The sequence below is a fragment of the Bradyrhizobium ottawaense genome (genome assembly GCF_900099825.1).
Lineage (GTDB): Bacteria > Pseudomonadota > Alphaproteobacteria > Rhizobiales > Xanthobacteraceae > Bradyrhizobium > Bradyrhizobium ottawaense_A.
In genome coordinates, this window is record NZ_LT629693.1 from 5,749,416 (window position 1) to 5,776,408 (window position 26,993).

Genomic DNA, 26,993 nt, shown 5'->3' on the forward strand with positions numbered 1-26,993 from the left:
TTTTTAGCCTGCGTGTCTGACCAGTTCCGCCGCCACCATTTCGAACGGCGTCTCACCAAGCACGTGTTCCGTGCCGTCTCGCTCGAACGCGATCCAGCCCTCGTTGAATCCGTCGAGCATTTGAATCCGCGGCGTCGGGTTCTTCATGCCTTGGGCGGCGAACAGGTCGTGCCAGGTTTCACGCGCGACGACCTCGGTGTGGACTTCGCGACCGAGAATTGTGGTGAAGGCCGCCGCCATCTCGATCGGCGTCACCCGGTGACGGCTTTCAAGTTCTACGATACGGCGGCCGGTCCAGCTCTCCTGCAACAGTTTTGCGGCCAGCCTTCCGATGTCGGTGGTGGCGATCATCGGAACGGCTTTCTCGATCGGCTGCAGAAAGCTCGGCATCGTGCCCTCGCGGGCCGACGCGACATCCCACCGCGAATTCTCCATGAACCAGGCCGCGCGCAGGAACGCGATCGGGAAAGACAGCGTCGACAGGCCCTGTTCGACAAGACCCAACTGGTTCAGCAGATTTGGTTGGGTGGCCTGCGCGCCGATCGTCGACAGGCAGACGATCTTTGGCGGCCGTGCCGTTTCAAGCGCGGTTCGTAAAGTGGCGATGACCGCACGCACTTCGGGAAAACCCGGCGATGGATCGAACATCGGCGGGATCAGGATGAAGACGCCATCGACACCGCTAAAGGCGCGCACCAGCGCTTCGCTATCGGCAAAATCCGCTTGTGCAATTTCGCAGCCTTTATCCGCCCAGTCCCTGGCGCGTTCGGGATTGCGGACCACGGCACGGACCCGTTGACCCATTTCGAGCAGGCTGTTGGCTGTGGCGCTTCCGACCTGTCCGGTTATTCCTGTGACGGCATACATCGCGCTCTCCATCGGCATCGGGATGAGGGCGATATAGCGGCTTGCTATATTTGACTGAAGCGCGCTTCTGTCACATGATTGATGACCAATAATCACGAGTAGATCCGATGGCATTCGACGGGCGACTGCTGGCTGGCGTCAGCGTGCTGGCCGCGGCGGTCGAGGGCGGCAGCTTCGTCCGCGCAGCGGACGCGTTGGGACTGTCGGCTTCCGGCGTCAGCCGCGCGATCGCCCGGCTGGAGGCGCGGCTGGGCGTTCGCCTGTTCGACCGCACCACGCGATCCCTCAAACTGACGGATGCCGGCGCGCGGTTCTATCGCGAGGTCGGGCCGTTGCTCGAAGGCATTGACGATGCGGCGGGCACAGCTTCCGGATCAGCGGCCGTGGTGCGTGGCCGGCTCAGGATCAATGTCGATCCGTTCTTTGCGCGGCTGATGCTGGCGCCGCGGCTGGCGGAACTATCCCGGCGTTACCCGGAACTCGAGCTCGAACTACTGACACGTGACGGGATCGGCGATCTCGTCGCCGAAGTTATCGACCTCGCGCTTCGGTTCGGGACGCCGCCCGGCGTGTCCCCGGTGGCTCGGCTATTGTTGAAGACCCGAATCCTGACGGTCGCTTCGCCCGCCTATCTCAAGCGCCATGGCACGCCGAAAGCGCCGGCCGACCTCGCCAGCCACGCCTGCATCCAGTTCCGCGATCCCCTGACCGGGCGGCCGTTTCCCTGGGAATTTCACCGCAAGCGGAAAATCATAAACGTCGACATCAGCGGCCCCTTCGTCATGACCGATGTCGGCACCATGCTGGAGGCCTGTGTCTCCGGCGCGGGCATCGCGCAGGTGATGGAATTCGGCGCGATGGATTATCTTTACCGGGGCCGGCTGGTGGAACTGTTTCCGGACTGGCCGGATGAGACCTTTCCGCTCTATGTATTTCACCCGTCGCGCCATCACGTGCCGGCCAAGGTGCGGGCCTTCATCGATTTCTGCAGCGAGATGATCAAGTGAATGCCATGACCGAAGGACGCTACCGCCTGATCGGTTCGACCGCGTCGCCCTATGCGCTAAAACTGCGCGCGCTGTTGCGCTACCGCAGAATTCCGTTCGACTGGGTCATCATGACCAAGGCGCTGCGCAAGGCGACCGAACATCTGCGCCCGAATCTTATTCCGGTACTGCAATATCCCGACGGCACGTTTCGCGGCGAGACCACGATGCTGGCCTACGATCTGGAGCGCCGGCACCGCGACCGCTCCGTTATTCCGGAGGACAAGGCGGTGGCGTTCGTGTGCGATCTCTTGGAAGACCTCGCCGACGAATGGGCGGTCAAGCCGCTGTTTCTGTATCGCTGGTGGGATCCGGAGGACCAGGCTTATGTCTCGCGCTGGGCCGGCGAGGAATGGTCGGTGTCGGAAGCTGCGACCGGCAGCGCCGAGGAGATCGAGCAGTTTCGCCAACGGCAGATTTCACGCATGGTCATTCTCGGCGCCACGGCGGAAAACAAGCCGCTGCTTGAGGAGAGCTATCTGCGCTCGCTTGCGGCTTTCGAGCCGCATATCGGAATGACCCACTACCTGTTCGGCAGCCGGCCGTCGCTCGCCGACTTCGCCTGGTTCGGCCAGCTCAGCGAGATGGCGACCGACCCGACACCGATGCGGATCATGCGCGCGAACGCGCCCTTCACCGATCACTGGGTGCGGCGGCTGGATGATGCCTCCGGCGTCGATGGCGATTGGTATCCGCGTGAGCAGGCGCTGGGCGGTATGGCCGAGGCGCTTTTGAAAATTGCCGGCGAACTCTATGTGCCGTTCCTAGTCGCCAATGCGAAGGCCTTTGCCGACGGCCTCGACCGGCTGGAGATCAAGGTTTGGGGGCTGCCTTACGCGCTGGCGCCGTTCAAATATCAGGTGAAATGCCTGCAGCAGCTTCGCGACAGGTTTGCAGGTCTTGATATGGAGAGCAGGGCGGCGCTGCGGCCGGTGCTGGAGCGGACCGGATGCTGGGAGCATTTGAGCGCACACTGACAGAGGCCCGTGGAATGTGACGGATCCGGGCAGCGTTGTGGTGTCATGATTCAACAGATGCCCTTTATCTCCGAATGTCGAGGGAAATCTCGGATTTCGCTCGGAGGTTGCTTTCGGGTTGCTTTCGGGGGCTGCAGTTCCCATATGATGAAGTAGTGCGCCGGGCGCTTCAAGACGGAACCGCCCCGAGCGCTGCGCATTAGCCACATAATATCCAGCAGACGACATCGAACAACGGCACGTCGCCCCGACGCGCCGTCACGGGTCAGGACATTCCATGCCTACCGAACATGCCACCGTGCGCGTCGTTCACAAACCCTGGGGGAGCCGCGATCTGCAACCCTGGAGCAGTGTCGACGGGTCCGGTGAGGCCGTCGGCGAGCTATGGTTCGAGCGCGCCGACGTGGATGCTCCGACGCCGGCGTTGCTGCTCAAGCTGCTGTTCACCAGCGAACCCTTGTCGATCCAGGTTCACCCCGATGACACGTTCGCGCGCGCGATGGGGATGCCGAACGGCAAGAGCGAGGCGTGGTATATCCTTTCAGCCACACCGGACGCGCAGATCGGCGTTGGATTGAAGCACCAGGTAACCCCCCAGCAATTGCGGGCATCGATCAAGGACGGCTCGATCACGGATCTCGTTCACTGGCGGCCTGTTGTTGGCGGTGACGTCATCTACATTCCGGCCGGCACCATCCACGCCGTCGGCGCCGGCATCGTGTTGGCTGAAATACAACAGCGTAGCGACGCGACATTCCGCCTGTTCGACTACGGCCGGCAGCGCGAATTGCACGAAGACAACGGCGTCGCGGTAGCCCACCCATGGCCGCTTCGAACCCCCTGCCATCCGACCCAGCTCACGGCCGAGCGAACGGTTTTGGTCGCCAGCCGGCATTTCGTGCTCGAGCGGGTTGAGTTGCCGGCAGGTTCAAGCTGGGCACTGCTCGCCGAACCGGAGACCTGGATGCTCGTTCTCGACGGACACGCCGCCATTGGATTGGCTGCGGCCTCGGTCGGGGAGGCCATCTTCGTTGCCGGCGGTCGCAGCAGCATCGAGGTAGGAAGCGGTGGGTTGAAGGCGCTGATCGCATATCCGGCAAGCCGCCCCGTCGCTTCGCTGTTGCAGAGGCTCGGTGAGGGCAACCACGCCAATCCGGTGGCTTCCGCGATGCCCGAATTTGCAGGACCCGCCGAGATGCAAGCATGACGCCGCTTCGCCGCATCGCCTTCATCGGCAATTCGTTGCCCCGTCGTTGCGGCATCGCCACCTTCACGACCGATCTGGAGCGAGCGGTTTCGAATTCACGGCCCAACGTCGAGACGTGCATCGTTGCCATGAACGACCACGGGCAAACCTATGACTACCCCAAGTCGGTCGTCTTTCAGATCAAGGACGACACGATCGACGACTATGTGCGTGCCGCGGCCTTCCTCAATGCCGGCGAGTTTGACGTCGTCTGTCTACAGCACGAGTTTGGAATTTTTGGCGGCGAAGCCGGCGCCCACATTCTCGAACTGCTTTCGCGGCTCCACATGCCTGTTATCACAACGCTGCACACGGTGCTGGCCAAGCCGGGCGCTGCGCAGCGCGCCGTGATGGAGCGTCTCGTCGAGGCGTCCACCAAAATCGTGGTAATGGCCAACAAGGGACGCGAGATGTTGCGCAGCGTCTATGGCGTGCCGGACGACAAGATCGAGGTGATCCCCCATGGCATCCCCGACTTTCCGTTTGTGGAGCCCGACGCAGCCAAGGCCAAACTGGGCTTCAGCAACCGTGCGGTCATCCTGACATTCGGCCTGCTCTCTCCCAGCAAGGGCATCGAGGTCATGATCGACGCCATGCCCTCGATCCTGGAACGCAGGGCGGATGCGGTCTACGTCGTGCTCGGCGCAACGCATCCCAATCTGGTTCGCGACCAGGGCGAGGCCTATCGCGAGAGCCTGATGAAGCGCGTGCGCGACCTTGGCGGCGAAGACCACGTCGTATTCCTCGACCAGTTCGTCGACCAGGCGACGTTGCTGGAATTCATTTCGATGTGCGACGTCTATGTCACGCCCTATCTCAACGAGGCGCAGATGACGTCGGGCACGCTGGCCTACAGTTTCGGACTGGGCAAGCCGGTGGTGTCGACGCCCTACTGGCACGCGCTGGAGCTGCTGGATGACGGCTGTGGCGTCATCGTTCCGTTCGGCAACGCGGCGGCGATCGGCAAGGAAATAGCACGCCTGCTCACCGATGCCCCCCGCCGGCAGGCGATGCGCGAGCGCGCCTACGCCATCAGCCGGTCGATGACATGGGAGCGCACCGCCGAGCGTTACCTCGCCGCATTCGAGCATGCGCGCCAGGGTGACTGGCTTAAGGTGATCGCGCGTACGGGACCGGTCGCGATCGCGCACAGCCCGGCGGCGTCGGACATGCAATTGGGCCACTTTCTTTCGATGTGCGACGATACCGGCTTGTTTCAGCATGCCGTGCATTCAGTACCCGATCGTACGCACGGCTATTGTGTGGACGACAATGCCCGCGCGCTGCTGCTCGCCTGTGCCCTCAACAATCCCGGCGAGAAACGTCTGCCCGAGGTGTTGACGGCCCGGTTTGCCGCGTTCGTGCAGCATGCGTGGAACCCCGACACAAGGCGGTTCCGCAACTTCATGGGTTTCAATCGAAGCTGGCTTGAAGACCGCGGCTCCGAGGACAGCCATGGGCGGACGTTATGGGCGCTCGGTGAGTGTGCACGCAGGGATGCGAGCCCGTCGCGGCGGCGATGGGCCGCCGCGTTGTTTGCCGAAGCACTGCCGACCGTAAAGGCCTTTCATTCGCCGCGCGCATTTGCCTTCACGCTGCTGGGTCTGGACGGTTATTGCGCCGCTGTGCCCGATGATCGCAGCGCCCGGGAAATCCGGCATTTTCTTGCCGACCGGTTGATGTCCGCGCTTGCGTCGGTCGAGACGCCGGACTGGACGTGGTTCGAGGAAGGGCTCGCCTATGACAATGCGCGCCTGCCGCAGGCCTTGATGCTGACAGGCATAACCACGCAAACGCCTGACTACGTTGATGCCGGGCTGAGGTCGCTGCGCTGGCTGATGACACGACAAACAACGCTGACAGGTCAGTTTCGCCCCGTCGGCACCGCAGGCTTCGGTGAATTGCGCCTGCCACCGCGCGCGTTCGACCAGCAGCCGGTGGAAGCCACCGCGACGATCGCCGCCTGCCTCGCAGCGTGGCGGGCGGACGGAGACGCCGAATGGAAGGCGACCGCAACCAACGTTTTCGCCTGGTTTCTCGGCCGCAACGATTTATCGATCGCCCTCGTCGATCCCGAAACCGGCAGTTGCCGCGACGGGCTGCATCCCGACCGCGCCAATGAAAATCGCGGCGGTGAATCGGTCGTTTCCTATCTGCTTGGCCTTGCCGATATTCGTCAGTTGGCGCGCGTCAATGCTAGCGTGACACCGCCCGCGGCGCTTCGCGCCATCGGCGCCTGATTTCACCCCACTCCAGCGAACCGAGGGCACCGTGTTGCAAGCTACTTTTCTGCATCGGGAGGCGCTCTATTTGCGCCCCGACCCCGCGCGCGTGATCGTGCGGCCCTTCAAGCCGACGACCGAACCGCGCGATCTCAACCCGACCGACAAGACCCGCGCCAACCATATCGTCGAACGCGTTCTCGCGCTCGATCCGCAGGTCACAGCCGACCTGCTGGCAGACGTGCTGGAGAACTTTGAAGGCCGCCATCGCAACCTGCTGCAGGAATTCGAGTTCCGCGCCGACGAGATGGAACAGGCACTGGCGGCTCACGGCGTCTTTTCCAGCGTTCAGCGCCAGTTGATCGGAGCCTACTTCCTGAACGAATATTCGTTCGAGGCGTCGGCGCTGTTCAATCCCAGCATCGTTCCGCATCCTGATCAATCTGGGGCGCCGAAGGGCGGTCTGCGCTTCATTCTCAGTCTTCGGGCGGTTGGCGAAGGGCACGTGTCGTCGCTGACGTTTCGCACCGGCACCATCGCGGCCGACGGCAGCCTTGCCGTCGATCCGACGGCCCGGCTCGCCTCAAGCCCCCGGATTGTACGTCAGATATCCGGCCCCGCTGGCGAAGAGGTGGAGGTCACCTTCAAAGAGGAACAGGACATCAGCGAACGCGTGATATTTCCGGTTACGGAATCGCAATCTCAGGGCATTGAAGACGCCCGCTTCGTCGAATTCAGCGACGGCGGCCGGAAGACCTATTACGCGACCTTTACCGCCTATACCGGCAGGGCGATCCGATCGGAACTGATCGAGACCAGCGACTTCCTGTCATTTCGAATGTCGCCGCTGCGGGGCACAGCCGCGCACAACAAGGGTATGGCGCTGTTCCCGCGCAAGATCGACGGCAAGTACGCCATGATCGCACGCCAGGACAACGAGAACCTCTATCTGATCTATTCTGACGACCTGTATCAGTGGGATGGCGGTAAGGCGATCCTGCAGCCGCAATTCCCCTGGGAGTTCGTGCAGATCGGAAATTGCGGCTCACCGATCGAACTCGACGAAGGCTGGTTGCTGCTTACGCATGGCGTTGGTCCGGTCCGGAAATATTCGATCGGTGCAGCCCTGCTCGACAAGAACGACCCCTCCAAGGTGCTGGCGCGTTCGGTCGAACCGCTGCTGCATCCCGAGCCGTCCGAGCGCGAAGGCTACGTTCCCAACGTGGTCTATACCTGCGGGGCGATGCGGCATAACGATCAGATTATCTTGCCCTACGCCATCTCTGACAGCTATTCCAACTTTGCGACCATCAAGATTGCAGCTCTGATGCGGGCAATGTCGTGATGCAGCGCGAGACAAGTTTGCAGGTTTCGATGCGGAGAAGGACCAGCGTGTTCTGAGGGGGGCGTACAGCAGACAAAATCCAACAGTGAATATGTTCTTGAAAATATCAGCATAGGTCACGTACCCAATAAAATACAAAAACCGTTGCTCTGTTTGGTGCGGCCCAGCAATTGGCCCGCGCAATTGTCGTCTGAGAATAGGCGCTCCGAATTCCTCAGATTGTCCGTTTGGTGGGGAGATAACGCCGTAGGGCATCCCGCGGCCTCTTTTTATCCGAGGGTCTGGTGGGTTGGGCAAGTCGCCGGGGGCAACAGCAACCAAGTCGTCACCAAATTCAAGAATATAGGCGGGGGTACGCCCATGATTTGCGAACGAAAATGCGAACCTGCCTTCGGGATCGGTGAGATTATTCAGCCCCGCATCCTGCCTCGCTCAACGAAATGATAGGGGGCCATTGATGACCGCTGGGTCCCAATCCGGTTTTTCCGCGTTCAATTGCATCAAGAATAGCCAGCGTCAAGGCCGGAGGTTGTCCGGGTTTGGTCATCGCACGATTGATAGCGCCGACGACATCCGCGTCGCGGAGTGCCTTGTCTAGGTCGCCCGAGCAGATAGCCGGTTGGCTGAAGAGAACCCATCCTGAAGACGAGTGTAATCAGGTGTCACACGAGACGATCTACCGCAGCTTATTTGTACAAACACGTGGCGTGCTCAAGAAAGAGCTGCTTAGTCATCTTCGATCGAGGCGTTCGATGCGCCGCTCCAGGCCGGTTGATCCGAATGGCGATAGACGTGGGCATATGAAGGATATCGTCTCAATTCGTCAGCGACCGGCGGCGGTTGAAGATCGGGCGGTGCCTGGCCATTGGGAGGGCGATCTGCTGTCCGGGCCGAACAACAGCTACATCGCGACCTTGGTCGAGCGTCATACGCGTTACGTGATGTTGGCCAAGGTGGCAGGCAAGGACACCCAGACGGTAGTTTCCGCGCTCATCAAGCAGGCGAAGAAGCTTCCAAAGGAACTGTATAAATCCCTGACCTGGGACCGGGGAAAAGAGCTTACGGATCATCGGCGCTTTACATTGGCGACCAAAATCGACGTCTATTTTTGCGACCCGCAAAGCCCGTGGCAGCGCGGGTCGAACGAGAACACCAATGGCCTGTTGAGACAGTATTTTCCGAAGGGCACCGACTTGTCGGTACATTCGCAAGCCCATCTGAACAAAGTGGCTCGTCAGCTCAACGAACGACCACGTGAGACCTTGCAATTTGAAACCCCAGCAGAGAGATTTAACGCCTGTGTTGCGTCGACCGGTTGAGCCGGCAACGGTAAAGTGGACTTACCTCGGACATCAGCCAATGCCCGCGTTTTAACCCCAAGTGGACATCGTGCGGTCGCCGTCAGCGCAGGTAGTCCGGCATTGGCGGTGGACCCAAGAGATTTGGACGAAGTCTTGCGGTCCCCGGTCTTTGGTCGCTGCGGCGTGTCGTGATCCCTTGAGAGCGGGTACCTCCAAGCAGCTATCGCCGTCGAGATGGACGTGTAGCTAATGCGGAAAGGCCCGGCATCGCTGCCGGGCCTTTCTTTTTCTTTTGAGCGCTGAACGGTTGGACTTAGAAATCCATACCGCCCATACCGCCCATACCGCCACCCGCAGGCATGCCGCCGCCTGCGTTCTTCTTCGGCACTTCGGCCACCATGGCCTCGGTCGTGATCAGCAGCGCTGCCACTGAGGCCGCGTTCTGGATCGCTACGCGGACCACCTTGGTCGGGTCGATGATGCCCTTGGCGACCAGGTTGCCGTATTCGCCGGTCTGCGAGTCGAAGCCATACGAATACTGGTCCTTCTCGAGGATCTTGCCGACGATGACGGAACCGTCTTCGCCGGCATTGATGGCGATCTGGCGGGCCGGCGCGGACAACGCCTTACGGACGATCTCGACGCCGGTTTTCTGGTCGTCGTTCTTCGTGCGAAGCCCCTTGAGGTGCTGGGAGGCGCGCAGCAGGGCGACGCCGCCGCCCGGCACGATGCCTTCTTCAACCGCCGCACGGGTCGCATGCATCGCGTCATCCACGCGGTCCTTGCGCTCCTTGACCTCGACCTCGGTCGCGCCGCCGACGCGGATCACCGCGACGCCGCCAGCGAGCTTGGCCAGACGCTCCTGCAGCTTCTCACGGTCGTAGTCCGAGGTGGTTTCCTCAATCTGCGCCTTGATCTGCTGAACGCGGGCTTCGATGTCGGCCTTCTTGCCGGCGCCGTTGACGATGGTGGTGTTCTCCTTGTCGATCATCACCTTCTTGGCGCGACCGAGCATGGCGAGCGTGACGTTCTCGAGCTTGATGCCGAGATCTTCCGAGATCGCCTGACCACCGGTCAGCACTGCGATGTCCTGCAGCATGGCCTTGCGGCGATCGCCGAAGCCCGGCGCCTTGACGGCAGCGACCTTCAGGCCGCCACGCAGGCGGTTGACGACGAGAGTGGCGAGGGCTTCGCCTTCGACGTCTTCAGCCACGATCACGAGCGGCTTGCCGGTCTGCACAATAGCTTCCAGGAGCGGAAGCAGTTCGTTCAGGCTGGAAAGCTTCTTCTCGTAGATGAGAATATAAACGTCGTCCATTTCAACGCGCATCTTGTCGGCGTTGGTGACGAAGTAGGGCGAGATGTAGCCGCGGTCGAACTGCATGCCTTCGACGACCTCGAGTTCGGTCTCCAGCGACTTGGCTTCTTCAACCGTGATGACGCCCTCGTTGCCGACCTTCTTCATGGCGTCGGCGAGGAATTTGCCGATTTCCAAGTCGCCGTTGGAGGAGATGGTGCCGACCTGGGCGATTTCCTCGTTCGAGGTGACCTTCTTGGAGTTCTTGACGAGGTCGGCGACCACGGCTTCCACAGCCAGGTCGATACCGCGCTTCAGATCCATCGGGTTCATGCCGGCGGCAACCGACTTGGCGCCTTCACGGACGATCGCAGCCGCGAGCACGGTCGCGGTGGTGGTGCCGTCGCCGGCCGCGTCGGCCGCCTTGGAAGCGACTTCGCGCACCATCTGTGCGCCCATGTTCTCGAACTTGTCCTCGAGCTCGATCTCCTTGGCGACGGTGACGCCGTCCTTGGTGATGCGGGGAGCGCCGAACGACTTGTCGAGCACGACGTTGCGGCCCTTGGGGCCGAGCGTCACCTTGACGGCGTTGTTGAGGATTTCGACGCCGCGCAGCATGCGATCGCGGGCATCGACGCCGAATTTGACTTCTTTGGCTGACATAATGATCTCCGTTTAGCCTCATCACCATCGGCGCGTGATCGAGCGGGCGCCTTGAAGGATGAGATTTGAGCTTGCTGCCTCATCCCTAGAGACGCCGGCTGCGCCGGCTCCTCGGGATAAGGAAAACCTGGCTAGCGCTTACGCGGCCTTCTTCTTGGCGGCAGGCAGGTCGGTGAGGACACCCATAATGTCGCTTTCCTTCATGATCAGCAGTTCCTGACCATCCAGTTTGACCTCGGTGCCCGACCATTTGCCGAACAGCACGCGGTCGCCAACTTTGAGATCAATCGGAATCAGCTTGCCGGCTTCGTCACGGCCGCCTGGGCCGACCGCCGTGATTTCGCCCTGCGAGGGCTTTTCCTTGGCACTGTCTGGAATGATGATGCCGCCTGCGGTTTTGTCTTCGGCATCGATGCGTTTGACCACGACGCGGTCGTGGAGCGGACGGAACTTCATGCGATCCTCCCTGGCTTTTCTGATTATTTCTGGATTGGCAGTCGCAATGAGCGAGTGCTAGCCGCTCTTCACATAAGCCTGTGGCACTGGGGCGCAAGGGCTTCGGTCCACCATGTTTGACTGCAACTTGAGTTTCTCGAGAAGGAACACTTGCAGTGATTGCTAGCAGGCGAAGTGACATGCTGCTAGCACGTTGATTACTTTGACCTATTGAACGTTTTCATTTTTGGCGCGAGAACCATCCATTGCTTTTTCAGGTTGGGCTGGAGGTTGGCATGGTCGAGAAAGATGAGGTTTCCAAGGATTTCAGGAAGCAGGTCTCAGGCTACGGTCTGACAACAGCGGAAATCGTGTATCGCCGTCCGGATCGTCACTGGCTGCTGCAAACTTACGTCTGGCAAGACTACGATCTGTTTCCGAATTTTCCGGCGCTAAAGGATTTTCTCGCGTTTTGGGAAACAAAGCTCGAAAGCCCGCTGTTTGCGGTCACCGTCGCGCACTCGAAACTCATTAAGCCAGCTGAACTGCACGCCATCGACGGCGTGTTCCGGTTGCACTGATTCAATTGGAGCAATTGCGGCGAGAGCGCACCTGAGTACATTCTGAGGCTCGGCGACTTGACTGCGCGGCCCGCGCGGCGCGTAAGACGAGTCCAAGTTCGGGCCATCGCCCAAAACCTGCGCTCCATCGCTCGATGAATCGGCAAGCGTTCGTGTCGCGCGCAGTTGGTGGCGGCGTTGCGACCAATTTGGACAGCGTTTCTAACACGCTTACTGCGTCAGATAGTTGCCCAAGAGCGGTTTCAGCCTTAATCCGGATGAGGGCGGGACGATCCCACAAAAGACCCGGCTAGGCGCGAGAGGTGAACGCGGCGATGCTGGGTTGGCTGAGAAAAAACGAAGTTCCCGCCTTTGACCGCAACGGATATCGGTCAACTAAAGTCTCTAGCAAAGCAAAGAGCCGGCGCTAGGAAAATGGCAAAGGCATTGAAACGCACTCCGGGTGCACAACGGTAAAAGCGCATATGCATATGTTGGATGTGTCGCTCAGCACGAGGGGGTAACTGAAGGCAAAGGTCGCGATAATTAGCAAGTAGTCTGCGGCATTTGAATTGAACGGCTTTCTTTTTGATTTGCCGGAATGAACCACCGTATGCTCGGTTGTCATATGTTTCCCACCAATAAGGAGACGGGATGACAAACAGAATGATCCGAACAAGTATGGTCAGCATAATCGACAGGGCGATTAGTCCGCTAAGTCCGGCCAGAGCCCGGGTCAGACGCCTGGCCAACAGACGCAAAATCCAAACCAGAGCGGCCAGCAGAGCGGCGGCCAACAAAGAGATCCGCAGCGCTAATGGAAACGAACTGCTCGCTTCGACGAGCAGTTTTGTTTAGCAGAGTTCTTCCGGCTCCCAATTCGCCGTCTTCGACACTTCCCATTCTCAGGCGCGCGATGCTCTTCGGTCCATGCCCTCAGAGGAGGTAGCTATGGAACATCAATTTTTCATTCGTCAGCAAAACCTTAAGCTCTATCGCAGTCTCGTGGCTGCATCGGAAGCGGCGGCAGCGAAAGCCGATGCGCGGCAGGAGAAGCTTTTCAAGTTACTGGCAGAGGAAGTAGCGAACGAACCGCCGCTCAGAAAGAACTAAGGCGTTTAATGTCGGCGTGAGGGCTTAACCTGTCAACAGATTGTATTCGCGACGAAGCTTGTGTTTGGCGTAAGTCGCAGCGGGGCCTGTGGCTTGGGGATCAACGCCTTCGCTGCTTACGACTTGGACAGACCAATTGTCTTTCGGCCACCTCATCTGTGACGGGATAAATACCGACGGTGGATATGTCCTCGCATCCCGGGTAAGTGTGGATTTCTGAGAGGCGGTTTACTTAAGTTCTTCTGTCGATATCAGCGTCTTGTTCATAGGGGTTCGCCGTTTTCACGTTATCGCCGCTCAACAGCTAGTAGCCACGTCGTCGCTTGCGCAAGCGAGGACGTCGAGCAGCCAGCCTGCATCAAGGGTTCAGATCCTCAGTGGTCACTACAACACCGCGGTCAGAGTGCCCCTCCAGCTGCAACTTCGCGAGAGCGAGATGTTCGATCTCGGCTCGGTGCCTTACAAAGATAGCGACGAGCTGTGCATATCCTGCGTCCTTTCTGCTCATACGCTCTCGGTTCAGAAGGGCAGTCTCCGTTACCCGGCACTTTTCGATTTTGCCGCCGTACTCCACAACGAAATGAACGTAATCGCCGCCAGCAACGACCATGAGAATGGTCCTCAGACGGGGGTTAGCCTAACATATGGTGGTTTATCCGGCCCCCTACAAGCGAGGGCTGCGTGAGCGCATCAATCTGCCAGCGCCCATCTTCCATAGACCGACGCGATGAGCGTTTGGGCAATGGCCAAGCCCGCTCGCGTCGGCATCGGATCAAGCGCGCCGTAGGTCCAATTCGGCCCCGTTCCTTTAGGGTACAAGCGAATTATCTCGACGCGCTTAATGCCTCGCGTGTGCGGATCCATCGCCAGAAGCCGAAGGCACTCGGCCTCAAGTTCGGCTGCGGATTTACGCGGCATCTCTTCCATCAAGGTTCTCTGGCTTCGGGATATTGACCTCTTGGAGGCGGCGCTGTTACCGCGCAAGTCAAGCCGGGACCCGCTCATTCGATCCACCACGTTAGCGCGGGCGGATCGTTCGTGGCCATCGTGAATCACCCCCGGGACGGCGGGACGATAGCGCCTGGCGCTGGTTGCCTGCGGCCGGCACGACGAAGGAAGCAGCGTTGCTGCTTTTCAACTCAGTCCCTGTCACCGTAAGCACAATCTGCCGGATCAGCTTCGTGTGCGCCCAAGCTCGGATCGAAGCGGAATAGTGTAGAGCAATAGGGGCAGACGATCTCACTGGCGTCGCCCATCTTGAGGTAGATGTGTGGGTGATCTTGCGGCGGTTTATCCCCGATGCACTTGAACTCGCGGCAGCCAATGCGCACGATCGGCACCCCGACTTCATTATGAAACGTCGGAGAAAGTTCCATCTGCAGCACGCAGCTTAGGCGCTCGCTCGATGACGCAAGGTGCCGTGCATGGATCGTCGAGCGAGGGCTCGATCAGCACCCGGTGAGCGGCGCCCCTCTCGCGTCGTTCGGTTGCCGTAAAACGTACCCATAGCGGCACGTCCACCGTCAGTTTCTCCCGCCACGGGAGAAGGTTGGAAGCTAACGCACCTCCAGAGGCGCCGGGATCGCCACCGCCGCGACGCGGTGCTTCACGGCGTTCTGCACCTTCGCGAAGGCGCTCACCTCGATTTGGCGCACGCGCTCGCGCGAGACGCCGAATTCCTCAGCCAGCTCCACGAGCGTGATCTGTTCCTCGGCGAGCCGACGCGTCTCGAAGATGCGCCGCTCGCGCGTGTTGAGCACGGTGAGCGCATCGGACAGCGTCTTGCGGCGGTTATCGAACTCCTCGCTCGCGGCGAGCGTCGTCTCCTGGTCCGGGGATTCGTCCACCAGCCGGTCTTGCCACTCGCCGGAATTGCCGTCCTCGCGCATCGCGGCGTTGAGCGAGGCGTCGCCGCCGAGCCGCCGGTTCATGTAAATCACGTCCGTTTCGGTGACGCCGATCCGCCGGGCGATGATCTTCACCTGGTCCAGCCGCATATCGCCATCGTTGAATACGGAGATTTTGCTCTGGGCCTTGCGCAGGTTGAAGAACACCTTCTTCTGGTTGGCCGAGGTACCCATCTTCACCAGCGACCACGAGCGCAGGATATATTGCTGGATCGCCGCCTTGATCCACCACACGGCGTAGGTGGCGAACCGGAAGCCCTTCTCTGGCTCGAAGCGCTCGACCGCCTGCATCAGGCCGACACTGCCCTCGGAGATCGCCTCGGAGATCGGCAGGCCGTAGCCGCGATAGTCCCTGGCGATCTTGGCCACGAGCCGCAGATGGCTGGTGACCAGCTTGTGCGCCGCGTCGCGATCGCCGTGCTCGCGCCAGCGCTTGGCTAGCATGTATTCTTCCTGGTGCTCCAACATCGGGAACCGCCGGATTTCCTCAAGATAATGGGTGAGGCCGGGTTCGGCCGTAAGGATCGGCAGGGCCGCGTTGCGGGCCATGATCCAAGCCCTCAAACTAGTTTCGAAACAAAATTAACTGCATCCGATCGGTTGTCAAGTTAATTTCGAAACACTATTATATTTTCGAAGAGGTAATCATGTCAGCGCGCGAAACGGCAGAGCTCCTGCTGCAGGTGGGACGGCTCGTACAAGCTGAGGGCTATGACGGCGAACTCAGTCCGGCCCAATGGATGGCGCTCCGCTTCTTCGCCCGTGCCAACCCGTTCTCACGGACGCCGTCGGCTTTCGCGGAATTTCAAGCGACAACCCGCGGCACCGCAACACAAGCCATTAAGGCGCTTGAAGCGGGTGGGTACTTGGTTCGACGGCCAGTCAAGACGGATGGGCGAAGCGTAAGTCTGCGACTGACGAGCAAGGGCAAAAAAGCGCTTGCACGCGATCCGTTCGAGGTTCTGGTGCGCGCCGTGGATTCGCTCGACGCGACAGAGCGAACTGCGATGCGTCGCGCCCTGCACCAGGTGTTGTCCACTCTAGCTACGAGTGGGGCGCATCGGCGCCTCGGTGTTTGCCCGGACTGCACGCACTTCGGCAGAGAGATGTGCGGCAACCTGCCGAGCACGGGCCCCTCGACCGCTGAATGCCTGCTCCTCGGTGTTCCGATTCAGCCAGAGGACGTAGGTCTTCTTTGCGTCCATTTTCAACCAATGAACGAGCACCGCGAGGACGGACGGACACCGTGAATGAGTTCACCACTGCGATCTGCTGAAAGGACGCTTAATTGACCTTCGTCGTCAACGAGAGCTGTATTCGCTGCAAAATCATGGACTGCGTCGACGTGTGCCCCGTGGACTGCTTCTATGAGGGCGAGAACATGCTCGTCATCCACCCGGACGAATGCATCGATTGTGGGGTCTGCGTGCCGGAATGCCCGGTCGACGCGATCAAGCCTGACACCGAGCCGGGGCTTGAGAAATGGCTGTCGCTGAATGCGGAATACGCGAAAATCTGGCCAAATATTATGGTCAAAAAAGCGCCTCCGCCCGATTCTAAGGAGTGGGAGGGGAAGCCGGACAAGCTCCAATACTTCTCACCAAATCCCGGCGCGGGTGATTGAGGCGGACAAGGTCAACGTCCACCCGGTTTGCGACGTACTATTGGTAGCGAGCCAAAGCCACGAATTGAGAAGCAAACCCGGCGAAAGATCATGAGTTTCTTCGAGCGTCTAAAGACAGAAGCATCCGCTGAGTGGCGGGCCTACACCGAGCATCCCTTCACGAACGGGTTGGCAGACGGTTCGCTCGCCGAAGCGTCGTCACTACCTCGTTCAGGACTACCTGTTCCTCACCGAGTTTGCTCGCGCCTACGCGCTCTCCGTAGTCGCCCAAGCTCGCTGACATGCGTGAAGCGGCGGCCGGCTCTCGGCCATCCTCGACATCGAGATGAACCTGCATGTGAAGCTCTGCGCCGGCTGGGGCCTGTCGCCCAGCGATCTTGAACAAACCCCTCCGGCGGTCGAGATGCTGGCCTATACACGCTACGTGCTCGACGCGGGAATGCGCGGCGATCTGCTGGCACTCAAGGTGGCGCTTGCCCCCTGCGTGATCGGCTACGCGGAGATCGCGACACGGCTCGCCTCGCGACCCGATGCGCACGCTGCAACGAACCCATATCGCGTTTGGATCGCCGAGTATGCCGGTGCACCATACCAGGAGGTCGCGGCGAAAGTGCGCGCGCACCTGGAGGGTCTCGCCGATCTCTACCTCACGCCGGCCCGCGAGGCAGAGCTGATCGTGATCTTTAAGGAAGCCACCCGGCTCGAGGCTGACTTCTGGGAAATGGGCTGGCGTGCGGGCTAGCGTGTTGAATAGTCACGGACTGCGTACCGTGTCGGAAAAGCTTGCGAAACGTGGTTGCCAGCATATTGCGCGAGGTGGGCGGACGACCGGTCATGCTACGAATCTGCGCTGAGCACTGTCGTGCGTCCCGTCGGCGGGTGCCGTACCGTCGAGGCGTTCGATCGGAAGTCCCGCCGGCACGCCCGGCGGGTCCTTTATTCAGATTCTAGTTGCTCTTTAGGTTGCGGCGACCACTGTTCGTGTAATTGCCGGTGAAGCAGGGCTGGTTTGCGCGGTCCCGGAGGCGGGAAGCGCCATCGCGCCGAGCAGCAGTAGTCCGGTTGTCCTGAACTGCATGATTGCCTCCCAGGTTCAGCGGATAATCGCAGCACTATAGGCTCTCCCAACGCCTCTTGGAATGGCAGGTCGCTTCGAGCTGCTATTGGGACAAAACCGGGAGCAAAGGCCGAGCGAAACTGAGTTCGTGGCCGTCGGGGTCATTGAGGTGGAAGAAGCGCTCACCCCATTCGGCATCGTGGGGCACGGTAGCTGGCTGGTATCCCGCTGCGAGCGCACGGTCGTAAAGTGCATCAACATCGGTAACGTAGAAGATTACCCGCCCCCACCAGGACCAGCGCCCCTCGGCAGGCTGGGCGATGAGGTTGAGATAGCTCGTCCCTGCTCGAAAGCTGGTGAATGACCACTCTTCGCCGCCATGCAGGACCTCAAACCCCAGCGCGCGGTAGAATCGGACAGCTCGTGGCATTTCGTGGGTGCCCAGTGTGACCGCGCTGATCCCCTCGATCATGGACAGAACCCTCCTGTTTAATTTCCCTTCGCCGTTTGGCATCATGCTCGCTATGCCTGGCACGCGTGCAGTTCGCGCCGCTATAGCGCCAAATAGTTATCGCTGCACCGTCCCGAATACATGATCCCAAAACGTTGTGCTGACACCGTAGTTTCGAGTCGCGAACCTGTGGTGGCTTCGGTGATGCTTAAGTAGGGGTAAAGGCAAATTGCCTGGGCGGTGGTGAGCGCAGTGATGCACAAACAAATACCAAGCATAGGCAATCAACGCGCCCGCCAGGAATGCGCCACCGGCAATCGAATAGACGAACGCGAAACAACCCCAAATTTGCCAGAAAACTGTAAGGACCGGCTCGTCGGGATTGGCATGATGCAGGGCGTGCTGCGTTGGTGTTAGATTGTGTAGCACGAAGCGATGAACGACATATTCGCTGAGGGTCCATGCAACGGCTCCACCTGCGAAAAGCGCACCGGCGTACCTCGTTTCAAGCGGCGAGATCGCAAGCAGCATGATTGCGAGCACGGAGGCAACTAACATCTCGCCGAAATAGGTGATGGCGGTCATGCTCTAGCTTAGGCGCCGACCATTAGATGCGCAAACGCGACATCGAAAAAGGGGCGATAAGCCCCATCAACGGGCTACGAGCTGGCTTGCGAAATCGACGAGGTGGTCGAGCGCACATTGCGCTACGATGTAGATCCTTGTTGCGACCAAAGCAAAAGGCCCGGCATTGCTGCGGATCCTTCTTATTTAAACGAGCTCTGAACGGTTGGGCTTAGAAATCCATGCCGCCCATGCCGCCGCCACCCGCAGGCATGCCGCCGCCTGCGTTCTTCTTCGGCACTTCGGCCACCATGGCTTCGGTGGTGATCAAGAGAGCCGCAACCGAGGCCGCGTTCTGGATCGCTACGCGAACTACCTTGGTCGGGTCGATGATGCCCTTAGAGATCAGGTTGTTCCCTGGTCTGCGATTCGAAGCCGTAGGCATATTGATCCTTCTCGAGGATATTGCAGACGATCTCGACGCCGGTCTTCTGGTCGTCGTTCTTGGTGCGAAGCCCCTTGAGATGCTCGGAGGCACGCAGCAAAGCGCCGCCGCCGCCCGGCACGATGCCTTCTTCCACGGCCGCACGGGTCGCGTGCATCGCGTCATCAACGCGATCCTTGCGCTCCTCGACCTCGACCTTGGTCGCGCCGCCGACGCGGATCACCGCGACGCCGCCCGCGGGCTTGGCCAGACGCTCCTGCAGCTTCTCACGGTCGTAGTCCGAGGTGGTTTCCTCGATCTGCGCCTTGATCTGATTGACTCGGACCTCGATGTCGGCCTTCTTGCCGGCGCCGTTGACGATCGTGATGTTCTCCTTGTCGATCATCACCTTCTTGGCGCGACCGAGCATGGCGAGGGTGACGTTCTCAAGCTTGATGCCGAGATCTTCCGAGATCGCCTGACCGCCGGTCAGAACAGCGAGGTCCTGCAGCATGTCCACGCCGTATCGATCGATCCAGCTCAGCACGTCAGGGAGCCCTGAAGAATCTATTTGAAACTTAAAATATTTAGATCTAGACTGTTAGAGTACTCCGGAAGATCCGGCCTGAACGCTTTAGTTGTACCTTTTTGCCTTCGCGCGTTCGCATTTGCGACACTCTAATCTCGACTTGCGGCTTGATCGTCGAGCATCACTTTGAGAGGCTGCGTCAATCACGACTTTTTGCCTCTCCCTGAATTGGCGGGCCTTGCCTGCGTCTCTGTTGTAAGAGGCCAGTACCTAAATGCCATCTTCCTCAAACAAGATTGCATTGTTCATTGATGGCGCCAATTTCTACGCGACGTCCAAGACGCTCGGTTTCGACATCGATTACAAGCGCCTGCTCAAGGAATTCCAAAGTCGCGGAACGCTGTTGCGCGCGTTCTACTACACCGCAATCATCGAAGATCAGGAATACTCGTCGATCCGCCCGTTGATCGACTGGCTCGATTATAATGGCTACACGGTCGTCACCAAGGCGACCAAGGAATTCATCGACGCCTTTGGTCGACGCAAGGTGAAGGGCAACATGGACATCGAGCTTGCCGTCGATGCCATGGAACTCGCAGGTCACATTGACCAGATGGTGCTGTTTTCCGGCGACGGCAACTTCCGCTCGCTGGTGGAGGCGGTTCAGCGCCGCGGCGTCCACGTCACCGTGGTTTCGACCATTTCCAGCCAGCCACCGATGATTGCCGACGAGCTGCGGCGCCAGGCGGATGTCTTCACCGACCTTGTGGAATTGCAGTCCAAGATCGGCCGCGATCCGTCCGAGCGCCCGGCTCCGCGCGAACCGCGTCATCACGCCCCGCAATTCCTGCACCGTGCGACCACCATAGCGCCGACGGACGACGACTTCGACGATTGATAGAGTTGGCCCATCTACCATGAAAAGGGCCGCCGACAGTATGGCCAGCGGCCCGACTGGGCTCAAAATAGTTTCGGAAACAAAACAGAACTCTCAGCCCTGGGGTGAACCGCAGTCTAGCCATCATTCGTCGGACCACCTGGCCCAATTATATTTTAGGTCCGAAGAGCATGACGGGCGAAGGCCATCGCGACCATCATTGATTGTATCTCGAAAGACAAAGGCGCCACCGCCGACGAGATCGTGGCGGCGCTGGTGAAGGCATTCCCGGGTCGCGAAGTGGACGGCATGAGAAAGACCGTGCTGATCCAAGGCGTCTATCAAACTCCCTTCGATGGCGCAGCTTGCGGCAGCACGGTCGGCTATTTCATCTATAGGGCAGCGACGCTGGCTTGATCAGCTCATCGAGATATCGGGGATCGTTGGCCCGACAAACTGGCAACGCACCAGAGCCTTATTTAAGGCCGTGCGTCCACTGGCAAGCAGGTACGGCTCCGTTCGACACCGCTCGACGCAGCACACCTCCACGCAAACGCAACGCAACGGCGGGCCGTCGAGGGCAACCTTGGCGGCTTTTGCGTATGGCCAGATATGCGCACAAAACCGGCGCGCCGTTGGGTCGTTGGTGAGTTCGAATATGGCAGACTTACTGACTGGAAAACGTATGAGCCGCGCGCATATTTGGCGGATGGATCAAATTCTGCCGCCAGAGCTAAATGATTTGGAATTTGAGGCCATACGACAGCTCGCGGCGCATCCGGCTACCCATCACATTCCGCCTCACATTCAATCCCGGCTCAAGGATATCGGTTATGCGAAGGAAGTCTTAGGCGGCATCGTTCTGACTAAGGACGGCTTACAGCGGATTTCGGAAGGCAGACTGGTAGCACCGGTTCATACATGGAGAATGCGCTAAAGGCACTGGCACTGGCTTTCGGAATGGTCGCTGCCAGCGCAGCGCACGCCGAGGAAGTCTTGTTGTCATGCTGGGGAACCATCGAAGTGATCCAGCAGGGCAAGCAAGTCAATCCGGTGGGTAAAAAATATTCGATTTCTGTCGCGGTAGATATTGCCAAGAAAACTATAACGATCGATGGCGTTACTTGGCCAATCCGTGGAGACACTTCACTGGAAACGATTGTGGCCATAGTCCCGGACAAAGGTGCGCCACGCTCAACCGAATGACTGGCGCAGCAAATGTTCACTTCATCGAACAAACCGCACCTAAGAAATTCTACGGCGAGTGCAAACCAGCGCAGAAACTGTTCTGAGGCGTAAAGTTGCCTACTTCGTCTTCGCTGCATCTGAGGCCAACGAATGCGCCATTCCTTGAATTTCATCTGATCGGTAGTCATCAGTGTCGCCTGTTGGACCAGCGTGGCGAACGCCATCTGGCTCCGGTGACAGGGGACCGAACCGTTTTATGTCATTGGGATCGGCAATGTGATAAAAGGTATAGTAGCTCTGCGTCGGCTTGAACAAAACTGTTGCGCCGCCTCCACCCTCTAGAACATCGACCGTAAAATCATCTTCGGATGGCCGCTTCCTCATCTGCCGCTCCTTGGGACAAAGCGCGTCACGCCTTAGTCGTACCAATCCTTCCGATCACGCGGGCAGCGTCCTGGCCTCCTCAATGGGCGCCCTCGGCGGGGAAACTTGTGCCGGCAGAAATCAAAACCCCGCCCTCGGATGGGGTCGAAGGACGGGGCCAACCAATCAGAATCAAGTCAGCGCCACGGGCAGAGACGCCTTGTAAGAAACATATCACCGCTCCGGCGGCGGACAATCCACGGATTCGTGACCGGATCCGTAACCTGTGAGGCCGTTTTGTTTCTGAAGAGCCGCACGTTCGCATCGCACCAATTGTGCGAGATCAAATTCACTCCCTATCCGATGAATTAGGTTCAACTCTGCATTCTACCGAGTGGTGGTCCCAATTTGCATCGTTCCGGTTTTATGCGTGGGAGCACGGCCCCCGTTTGACCCCACTGAACTCAGCGGGGCTGTGCTTCTGCCTTTTGGGCTGCCCAAATTACTAACCTGCGAATTGTTCCGCCCGAGTTTGAAAATATTGACGGCACCTGATTGATCCATCGCAATGAGGTTTGATCGTTTCCGGCGAACATAACGATTCAAAAACATTGGGAGGATGTCATGTCAGATGCGCAGGAAACCTTCGCAATGACCGCTGTGCTTTTCGGCCTATCGTTCGCCGGGATTTTCCTATTTTGGTTCGCCGAGAAGTTTAGGCCTAAGCGAGGGTCGACAACTCGGCGTTAGTTCTCGCTTAGCCGAGTGACGCGCACAGACTGACTGAAAAAATTTTGGCGGCCGCGGGGCCATTGTCGAAGTTGGTGCTAGCATTTTCACCGAGCGGCAAGCTTGTTCCGGTTTTAGGCTGGGAACCCGAATGGACCGTTTTGTCCGGGTTACCGTTTTTTTCAGTTCGCCACAGTCTCCGCGTCGTGGCCTCGCACGGTTCCGCCGATCCTACCATCGGCGGTGCCGTGCTTTTCCCGTTCGCCGCCAAGCTGGCTGCCACTTCGGCTAGCATCGCCTGTCCCTTTCGGAAACCTTATCTGGCTGGCGGTTGACCGAGAATCGGGCGATGCTGTTGTTCAATGAGGGATCTTTTCAGGCTCATTGGTTGGGCGGTTGTCGATCTATTGCGGTCGCGGGCAGCGCTCGAGGCAGAGATTTGGACATTGCGGCAGCAAATAAACGTTCTGCGGCGGACTGCTCCTAAGAGACTCTCGTTCAGCGTCTTCGATCGCTTGGTATTCGTTGGTCTCTATCGGTTGTTTCCAAAGATTTGCGATGCGCTGGCAATCGTGAAGCCGGACACCATTGTTGGTTGGCATCGCGCGGGTTTCCGGTTGTACTGGCGCTGGAAGTCGAGACGGCGTGGTGGCCGGCCGAAGGTGCCACTCGAAATACGCCGGCTGATCCGCGAGATGAGCATCGCAAATCCACTCTGGGGCGCGCCGCGCATCCACGGCGAGCTTCTCAAGCTCGGCATCGATATCGGTCAGACCAGCGTGGCCAAGTATATGGTCAGGCGTAGAGGGCCGCCGTCCCAAGGCTGGAACACCTTCATCCGCAATCATGCCGACGGCATCGCGGCGATGGATCTGTTCGTCGTGCCGACGATCTCGTTTCGTTTGCTCTACGGCCTGCTGATCATGGGGCATGGCCGGCGGAAGATTCTATGGTTTGGCGTTACACCGCATGCGACCGCGGAATGGATCGCAAATCAGCTCACGGAAGCTTGTGGTTGGGAACAAGTTCCCCGCTATCTAATCCGCGATCGGGATGGGGCCTATGGCGAGGTCTTCATCCGACGGCTTCGATCAATGGGTATTCGCGATCGACCGACGTCGCCGCGCTCCCCATGGCAAAACGGATTTGTTGAACGACTTATCGGCTCGATCCGACGGGAGTGCCTTGACCACGTTGTTGTGTTCGGCGAGCGGCATCTTCGTCATGTGCTGCTGTCGTACATGAATTACTATAACGAGATGCGTACGCATCTATCCATGGGGAAGGATGCGCCAGTACCGCGCGCCGTAGAGAGGGTAGGGCACATCAATTGTCGTCCTGTACTGGGCGGGTTGCATCATCAATATCTCCGAATTTGATTTACGACAGGCACAGCTACTCGGACTTCGGCCCCGCGCTACTGAAGCGTCCCCGCAGATCGATGAGGCATGTTCACGCAAGCCGGAGCGGACCCGTTCACTTTCATCAGCCATTCCTGGCTCCTAAAACAGAATTTAATGGTGTCGGCGGATTGCGAACCCACATCAGACCTGTGCCGATATGCGGCACTTTTCAAAAGCTGTAAACTTCGGCTCCAGCTTTCCCCCGGTCTATAGCCGATTCTTTTGGGTCACTCGGCATTTCAAGGTAGGCCACTCAACGAAAAGGCTCGGCCCGCCTTCTGTTGACGAGATATCCCCATGACGCCCGTTGCGCTCCAACCAGCTAGGTCCTCACGAGGCAAGTCCTCGCCTGTGTCGATGCGCCAAGTGCACCTGGCGGAGGTCGCGTTGGCCGTCGGTGGCTTTGCCATCGGTACGGGCGAGTTCGGCATCATGGGGCTGCTGCCCGATGTCGCCAGCGATATCGGCGTGTCGATCCCTGTAGCGGGACACGTCATCAGCGCATATGCGCTCGGTGTGGTGATCGGCGCGCCGGTGATTGCCGTTCTGGCCGCAAGGCTGTCGCGGCGAACCTTGCTTCTTGCCTTGATGACGGTTTTTGCAGCCGGCAATGTCGCGAGCGCGCTCGCTCCCGACTATGGCTGGCTCGTCGTGCTGCGGTTTCTGACCGGGCTGCCGCACGGAGCCTATTTTGGAGTAGCATCGCTCGTCGCCGCGAATATGGCGCAACCGAACCAGCGCGCCCGCGCCGTGGGCCGTGTGATGCTGGGCCTCGCGGTCGCAACGCTGCTGGGTGTGCCTCTCGCCACTTCATTCGGGCAGACGGTGGGATGGCGGGCGGCCTTCGCCGTCGTCGGCGCCATTGCGGCTCTGACAATTCTGCTGATCTGGCGCTTCGTTCCGGCGGATCGGGCCGATGCGGCCGCGAGCCCGTTCCGCGAGCTCGGCGCTCTCCGTCGCCTGCAGGTCTGGCTGACCTTGGGCATCGGCGCGGTCGGCTCGGGCGGCATGTTCGCCGTGTTCAGCTACATCACGCCGACGCTAGTCAATGTCGCCGGCATTCGGGAAAGCCTCGTGCCGTTCGTGCTTTGCGTGTTCGGCACTGGGATGATTATCGGCAACGTCGCTGGCTCACGGCTGGCTGATCGCGCCCTGCTGCCCACGATCGGTGGCCTTCTCGTCTGGAACGCAACCGTGCTCGGTCTCCTGGTCTTCACGGCTGGCCATGCCTGGCTTGCTGTGACCAACGTGCTGCTGATCGGGACGGGATTCGCCGTCGTTCCGGGGTTGCAGACCCGGCTGATGGACGTCGCCGCAGACGCGCAGACGCTTGCAGCCTCCCTCAACCATTCCGCCTTCAATATCGCAAACGCGCTCGGTGCGTGGACCGGCGGCCTCACCATCGCTGCCGGGTATGGATGGACGTCGACCGGATGGGTCGGCACATCGTTTGCGCTCGGCGGCCTCGGAGTGTTCGCGATGTCGCTCCTGACCGACGGCACGTTGCGAAGACGCTCACGCGCCTCTGCTGCAGAGCCTGCTCAATGACGACAAACCTTGCCGCACGCCAGCGCCCTGATGGCGAAGCCGCTTCGGCTGCCTATACTGCGGGACCGTCGCAGAAGACGGTGCCAGTTCAGTGACGGAAATCCTGGATCCTTCCGCCGGCGATCCGTCGCCGGACCAGGCATCGTCTTATCGTCAGGCCACGCTGTCCCTGGCGGCCCTGACAACGAGCATCTTTCTCACGGTTATGACAATCGGGCTGGTCGCCCGATTGGAAATCGGATCATGAAGCACTGCTAGAGGCCCAAGGTCCAACTGCGCGACTGGCTCCTGAGATTGCTTCAAGAATTTCGATGGCCCTCTGAGCTGCACCCGGTTCCGAAGACACCGAGTTAGGTGTTTTATGGAGCAGGAGGTGTGTCATGGAGAGACGTCAGTTTACGCGAGAGTTCAAGCTTGAGGCGGTTCGCCTGATCAGGGATCGTGGCGTGTCGTATGCGAAGGCCGCGGAAGACCTTGGTATTCATCCGACGCAGTTGCGCAGTTGGGTGAAGCAGCTTGCGGACGATCCGCAACAAGCATTCCCCGGCCACGGTCAGATGAAGCCGGAGCAGTTGGAGATCGCGCAGCTCAAGCGCGAGGTTGCCAAGCTCAAGGCCGAATGAGATATCCTAAAAAAGCCGCGGCCTACTTCGCGAAGGAATCGACGTGAAGTTTGGTTTTGTTGCGAAGCACCGGGGGGTCTGGCCGGCGGATTGGTTGTGCGAGGCGCTCGGTGTCTCGCGGGGTGGGTTTTATGCCTGGCTGACACGACCGCGCAGTCGGCGCAGCCGGAGCGAAGAAGATCTTGGCGCGAAGGTTCGTGCCAGTTTCCTGGCGAGCGACCGGACCTATGGCGCCAGGCGGGTGTGGCACGACCTGCTCGCCGAAGGGGTATCGTGCGGGCTGCATCGGATCGAACGATTGATGCGGCTGCAGGCCCTCAAAGCACGCCCGCGACGGCGGCGTCTGCCGCCGGATCTGGGTGAGCGGCAGGCCGCCGCCGTCGCTTCCAATGTGCTCGACCGCAGCTTCGAAGCAGCCGCTCCCAACCGCAAATGGATTGCCGACTTCACCTATGTCTGGACCGCGGAGGGCTGGCTCTATGTGGCGGCTGTCGTCGATCTGTTCTCGCGGCGCGTGGTCGGCTGGTCGATGAGTGCAGCGATGACGGCGCAGCTCGTCACCGACGCTCTGGTGATGGCGATCTGGCGACGGGGCAAAAACTCGCGCGCATATGCGCGGTGGCTACTTGGAAGC

25 protein-coding genes and 4 pseudogenes are annotated in these 26,993 nt (G+C 59.8%); 18 read left to right on the forward strand and 11 right to left on the reverse strand.

The window, feature by feature from the left end:
- Positions 1-3: 3 nt before the first annotated feature.
- Complete coding sequence (locus BLR13_RS26860; protein WP_074831061.1) at positions 4-867, reverse strand: NmrA family NAD(P)-binding protein; 864 nt, start codon at positions 865-867, stop codon at positions 4-6.
- A gap of 107 nt (positions 868-974) precedes the next feature.
- Between BLR13_RS26860 and BLR13_RS26865 the strand changes: the two genes are divergently transcribed.
- The 6 genes and pseudogenes from BLR13_RS26865 to BLR13_RS26890 form a co-directional block, all read left to right on the forward strand.
- Positions 975-1,874: a LysR family transcriptional regulator gene (locus BLR13_RS26865; protein WP_074817708.1), complete on the forward strand. Its 900-nt coding sequence runs from the start codon at positions 975-977 to the stop codon at positions 1,872-1,874.
- Between the two features lie 5 nt (positions 1,875-1,879).
- Complete coding sequence (locus tag BLR13_RS26870; protein ID WP_074831059.1) at positions 1,880-2,890, forward strand: glutathione S-transferase N-terminal domain-containing protein; 1,011 nt, start codon at positions 1,880-1,882, stop codon at positions 2,888-2,890.
- 277 nt (positions 2,891-3,167) lie between these two features.
- On the forward strand, positions 3,168-4,097 hold the full coding sequence (locus tag BLR13_RS26875; RefSeq protein WP_074817706.1) for a class I mannose-6-phosphate isomerase: 930 nt from the start codon (positions 3,168-3,170) through the stop codon (positions 4,095-4,097).
- A complete protein-coding gene (locus tag BLR13_RS26880; RefSeq protein ID WP_074817704.1) occupies positions 4,094-6,376 on the forward strand; it encodes a glycosyltransferase family 4 protein in 2,283 nt (760 codons plus the stop codon). Before BLR13_RS26875 ends, BLR13_RS26880 begins: the two co-directional genes overlap by 4 nt.
- A 31-nt stretch (positions 6,377-6,407) precedes the next feature.
- Positions 6,408-7,703 (forward strand): glycoside hydrolase family 130 protein, encoded by a 1,296-nt coding sequence (locus tag BLR13_RS26885; RefSeq protein WP_074817702.1) that lies wholly within the window; start codon positions 6,408-6,410, stop codon positions 7,701-7,703.
- 599 nt (positions 7,704-8,302) lie between these two features.
- A pseudogene (locus tag BLR13_RS26890) lies at positions 8,303-9,022 on the forward strand (IS30 family transposase); the annotation flags it as partial.
- Positions 9,023-9,317: 295 nt separating this feature from the next.
- Here BLR13_RS26890 and groL read toward each other — a convergent pair.
- Positions 9,318-10,964 (reverse strand): chaperonin GroEL, encoded by a 1,647-nt coding sequence (gene groL / locus BLR13_RS26895; protein WP_074817700.1) that lies wholly within the window; start codon positions 10,962-10,964, stop codon positions 9,318-9,320.
- A gap of 138 nt (positions 10,965-11,102) precedes the next feature.
- Positions 11,103-11,420, reverse strand: a complete 318-nt coding sequence (locus BLR13_RS26900; protein WP_074817698.1) for a co-chaperone GroES — start codon at positions 11,418-11,420, stop codon at positions 11,103-11,105.
- A 275-nt stretch (positions 11,421-11,695) separates the two neighbouring features.
- Between BLR13_RS26900 and BLR13_RS26905 the strand changes: the two genes are divergently transcribed.
- Together BLR13_RS26905 and BLR13_RS26910 are read left to right on the forward strand one after the other, a co-directional pair.
- A complete protein-coding gene (locus BLR13_RS26905; RefSeq protein ID WP_074831058.1) occupies positions 11,696-11,980 on the forward strand; it encodes an usg protein in 285 nt (94 codons plus the stop codon).
- Positions 11,981-12,910: 930 nt separating this feature from the next.
- A complete protein-coding gene (locus tag BLR13_RS26910; protein ID WP_154070775.1) occupies positions 12,911-13,072 on the forward strand; it encodes a hypothetical protein in 162 nt (53 codons plus the stop codon).
- A 358-nt stretch (positions 13,073-13,430) separates the two neighbouring features.
- Here the strand turns inward: BLR13_RS26910 and BLR13_RS26915 are convergent, their stop codons facing one another.
- The 4 genes from BLR13_RS26915 to rpoH form a co-directional block, all read right to left on the reverse strand.
- Positions 13,431-13,682, reverse strand: coding sequence for a DUF1488 family protein (locus tag BLR13_RS26915; protein WP_074817694.1), 252 nt, complete (start codon positions 13,680-13,682; stop codon positions 13,431-13,433).
- A gap of 80 nt (positions 13,683-13,762) precedes the next feature.
- Positions 13,763-13,999: a hypothetical protein gene (locus BLR13_RS26920; RefSeq protein ID WP_074817692.1), complete on the reverse strand. Its 237-nt coding sequence runs from the start codon at positions 13,997-13,999 to the stop codon at positions 13,763-13,765.
- A gap of 212 nt (positions 14,000-14,211) precedes the next feature.
- Positions 14,212-14,448 (reverse strand): zinc-finger domain-containing protein, encoded by a 237-nt coding sequence (locus tag BLR13_RS26925; RefSeq protein WP_074817690.1) that lies wholly within the window; start codon positions 14,446-14,448, stop codon positions 14,212-14,214.
- A 180-nt stretch (positions 14,449-14,628) separates the two neighbouring features.
- A complete protein-coding gene (gene rpoH, locus BLR13_RS26930) occupies positions 14,629-15,528 on the reverse strand; it encodes an RNA polymerase sigma factor RpoH (protein WP_074817688.1) in 900 nt (299 codons plus the stop codon).
- A gap of 98 nt (positions 15,529-15,626) precedes the next feature.
- On the opposite strand from rpoH, the gene BLR13_RS26935 reads away from it, so the two are divergent.
- The 3 genes and pseudogenes from BLR13_RS26935 (at position 15,627) to BLR13_RS26945 (ending at position 17,345) form a co-directional block, all read left to right on the forward strand.
- Entirely contained in the window at positions 15,627-16,229 is a 603-nt protein-coding gene (locus tag BLR13_RS26935; protein ID WP_079585820.1) for a MarR family winged helix-turn-helix transcriptional regulator, read from the forward strand.
- 38 nt (positions 16,230-16,267) lie between these two features.
- Positions 16,268-16,603, forward strand: coding sequence for a ferredoxin FdxA (gene fdxA, locus BLR13_RS26940; RefSeq protein WP_074817685.1), 336 nt, complete (start codon positions 16,268-16,270; stop codon positions 16,601-16,603).
- A gap of 90 nt (positions 16,604-16,693) precedes the next feature.
- Positions 16,694-17,345, forward strand: a pseudogene (locus tag BLR13_RS26945) (TenA family protein).
- Positions 17,346-17,763: 418 nt separating this feature from the next.
- Here the strand turns inward: BLR13_RS26945 and BLR13_RS26950 are convergent.
- The 3 genes and pseudogenes from BLR13_RS26950 to BLR13_RS26960 form a co-directional block, all read right to left on the reverse strand.
- The gene (locus tag BLR13_RS26950; protein WP_074817682.1) at positions 17,764-18,132 is read right to left on the reverse strand and encodes a VOC family protein; all 369 of its coding nucleotides are present in this window, start codon (positions 18,130-18,132) and stop codon (positions 17,764-17,766) included.
- Positions 18,133-18,228: 96 nt separating this feature from the next.
- Positions 18,229-18,696: a sterol desaturase family protein gene (locus tag BLR13_RS26955; protein WP_074817680.1), complete on the reverse strand. Its 468-nt coding sequence runs from the start codon at positions 18,694-18,696 to the stop codon at positions 18,229-18,231.
- A 211-nt stretch (positions 18,697-18,907) separates the two neighbouring features.
- A pseudogene (locus tag BLR13_RS26960) lies at positions 18,908-19,613 on the reverse strand (TCP-1/cpn60 chaperonin family protein); the annotation flags it as partial.
- 289 nt (positions 19,614-19,902) lie between these two features.
- Here BLR13_RS26960 and BLR13_RS26965 point away from each other — a divergent pair.
- The 4 genes from BLR13_RS26965 to BLR13_RS26975 all read left to right on the forward strand — a co-directional run bounded on the left by BLR13_RS26965 (position 19,903) and on the right by BLR13_RS26975 (position 21,711).
- Positions 19,903-20,526: an NYN domain-containing protein gene (locus tag BLR13_RS26965; RefSeq protein WP_074817678.1), complete on the forward strand. Its 624-nt coding sequence runs from the start codon at positions 19,903-19,905 to the stop codon at positions 20,524-20,526.
- Between the two features lie 243 nt (positions 20,527-20,769).
- Positions 20,770-20,922, forward strand: coding sequence for a hypothetical protein (locus BLR13_RS40395; protein ID WP_157793720.1), 153 nt, complete (start codon positions 20,770-20,772; stop codon positions 20,920-20,922).
- A gap of 241 nt (positions 20,923-21,163) precedes the next feature.
- Positions 21,164-21,442, forward strand: coding sequence for a hypothetical protein (locus BLR13_RS26970; protein ID WP_143039664.1), 279 nt, complete (start codon positions 21,164-21,166; stop codon positions 21,440-21,442).
- The gene (locus tag BLR13_RS26975) at positions 21,427-21,711 is read left to right on the forward strand and encodes a hypothetical protein (RefSeq protein ID WP_074817674.1); all 285 of its coding nucleotides are present in this window, start codon (positions 21,427-21,429) and stop codon (positions 21,709-21,711) included. Before BLR13_RS26970 ends, BLR13_RS26975 begins: the two co-directional genes overlap by 16 nt.
- 99 nt (positions 21,712-21,810) lie before the next feature.
- Here the strand turns inward: BLR13_RS26975 and BLR13_RS40400 are convergent, their stop codons facing one another.
- On the reverse strand, positions 21,811-22,077 hold the full coding sequence (locus BLR13_RS40400; protein ID WP_143039663.1) for a hypothetical protein: 267 nt from the start codon (positions 22,075-22,077) through the stop codon (positions 21,811-21,813).
- Between the two features lie 1,070 nt (positions 22,078-23,147).
- On the opposite strand from BLR13_RS40400, the gene BLR13_RS41860 reads away from it, so the two are divergent.
- The 3 genes and pseudogenes from BLR13_RS41860 to BLR13_RS26990 all read left to right on the forward strand — a co-directional run.
- A complete protein-coding gene (locus tag BLR13_RS41860; protein WP_074817671.1) occupies positions 23,148-24,164 on the forward strand; it encodes an integrase core domain-containing protein in 1,017 nt (338 codons plus the stop codon).
- Positions 24,165-24,485: 321 nt separating this feature from the next.
- On the forward strand, positions 24,486-25,736 hold the full coding sequence (locus tag BLR13_RS26985; RefSeq protein WP_074817669.1) for an MFS transporter: 1,251 nt from the start codon (positions 24,486-24,488) through the stop codon (positions 25,734-25,736).
- A gap of 380 nt (positions 25,737-26,116) precedes the next feature.
- Positions 26,117-26,957 (forward strand): annotated as a pseudogene (locus tag BLR13_RS26990) (IS3 family transposase); the annotation flags it as partial.
- Positions 26,958-26,993: the final 36 nt, after the last annotated feature.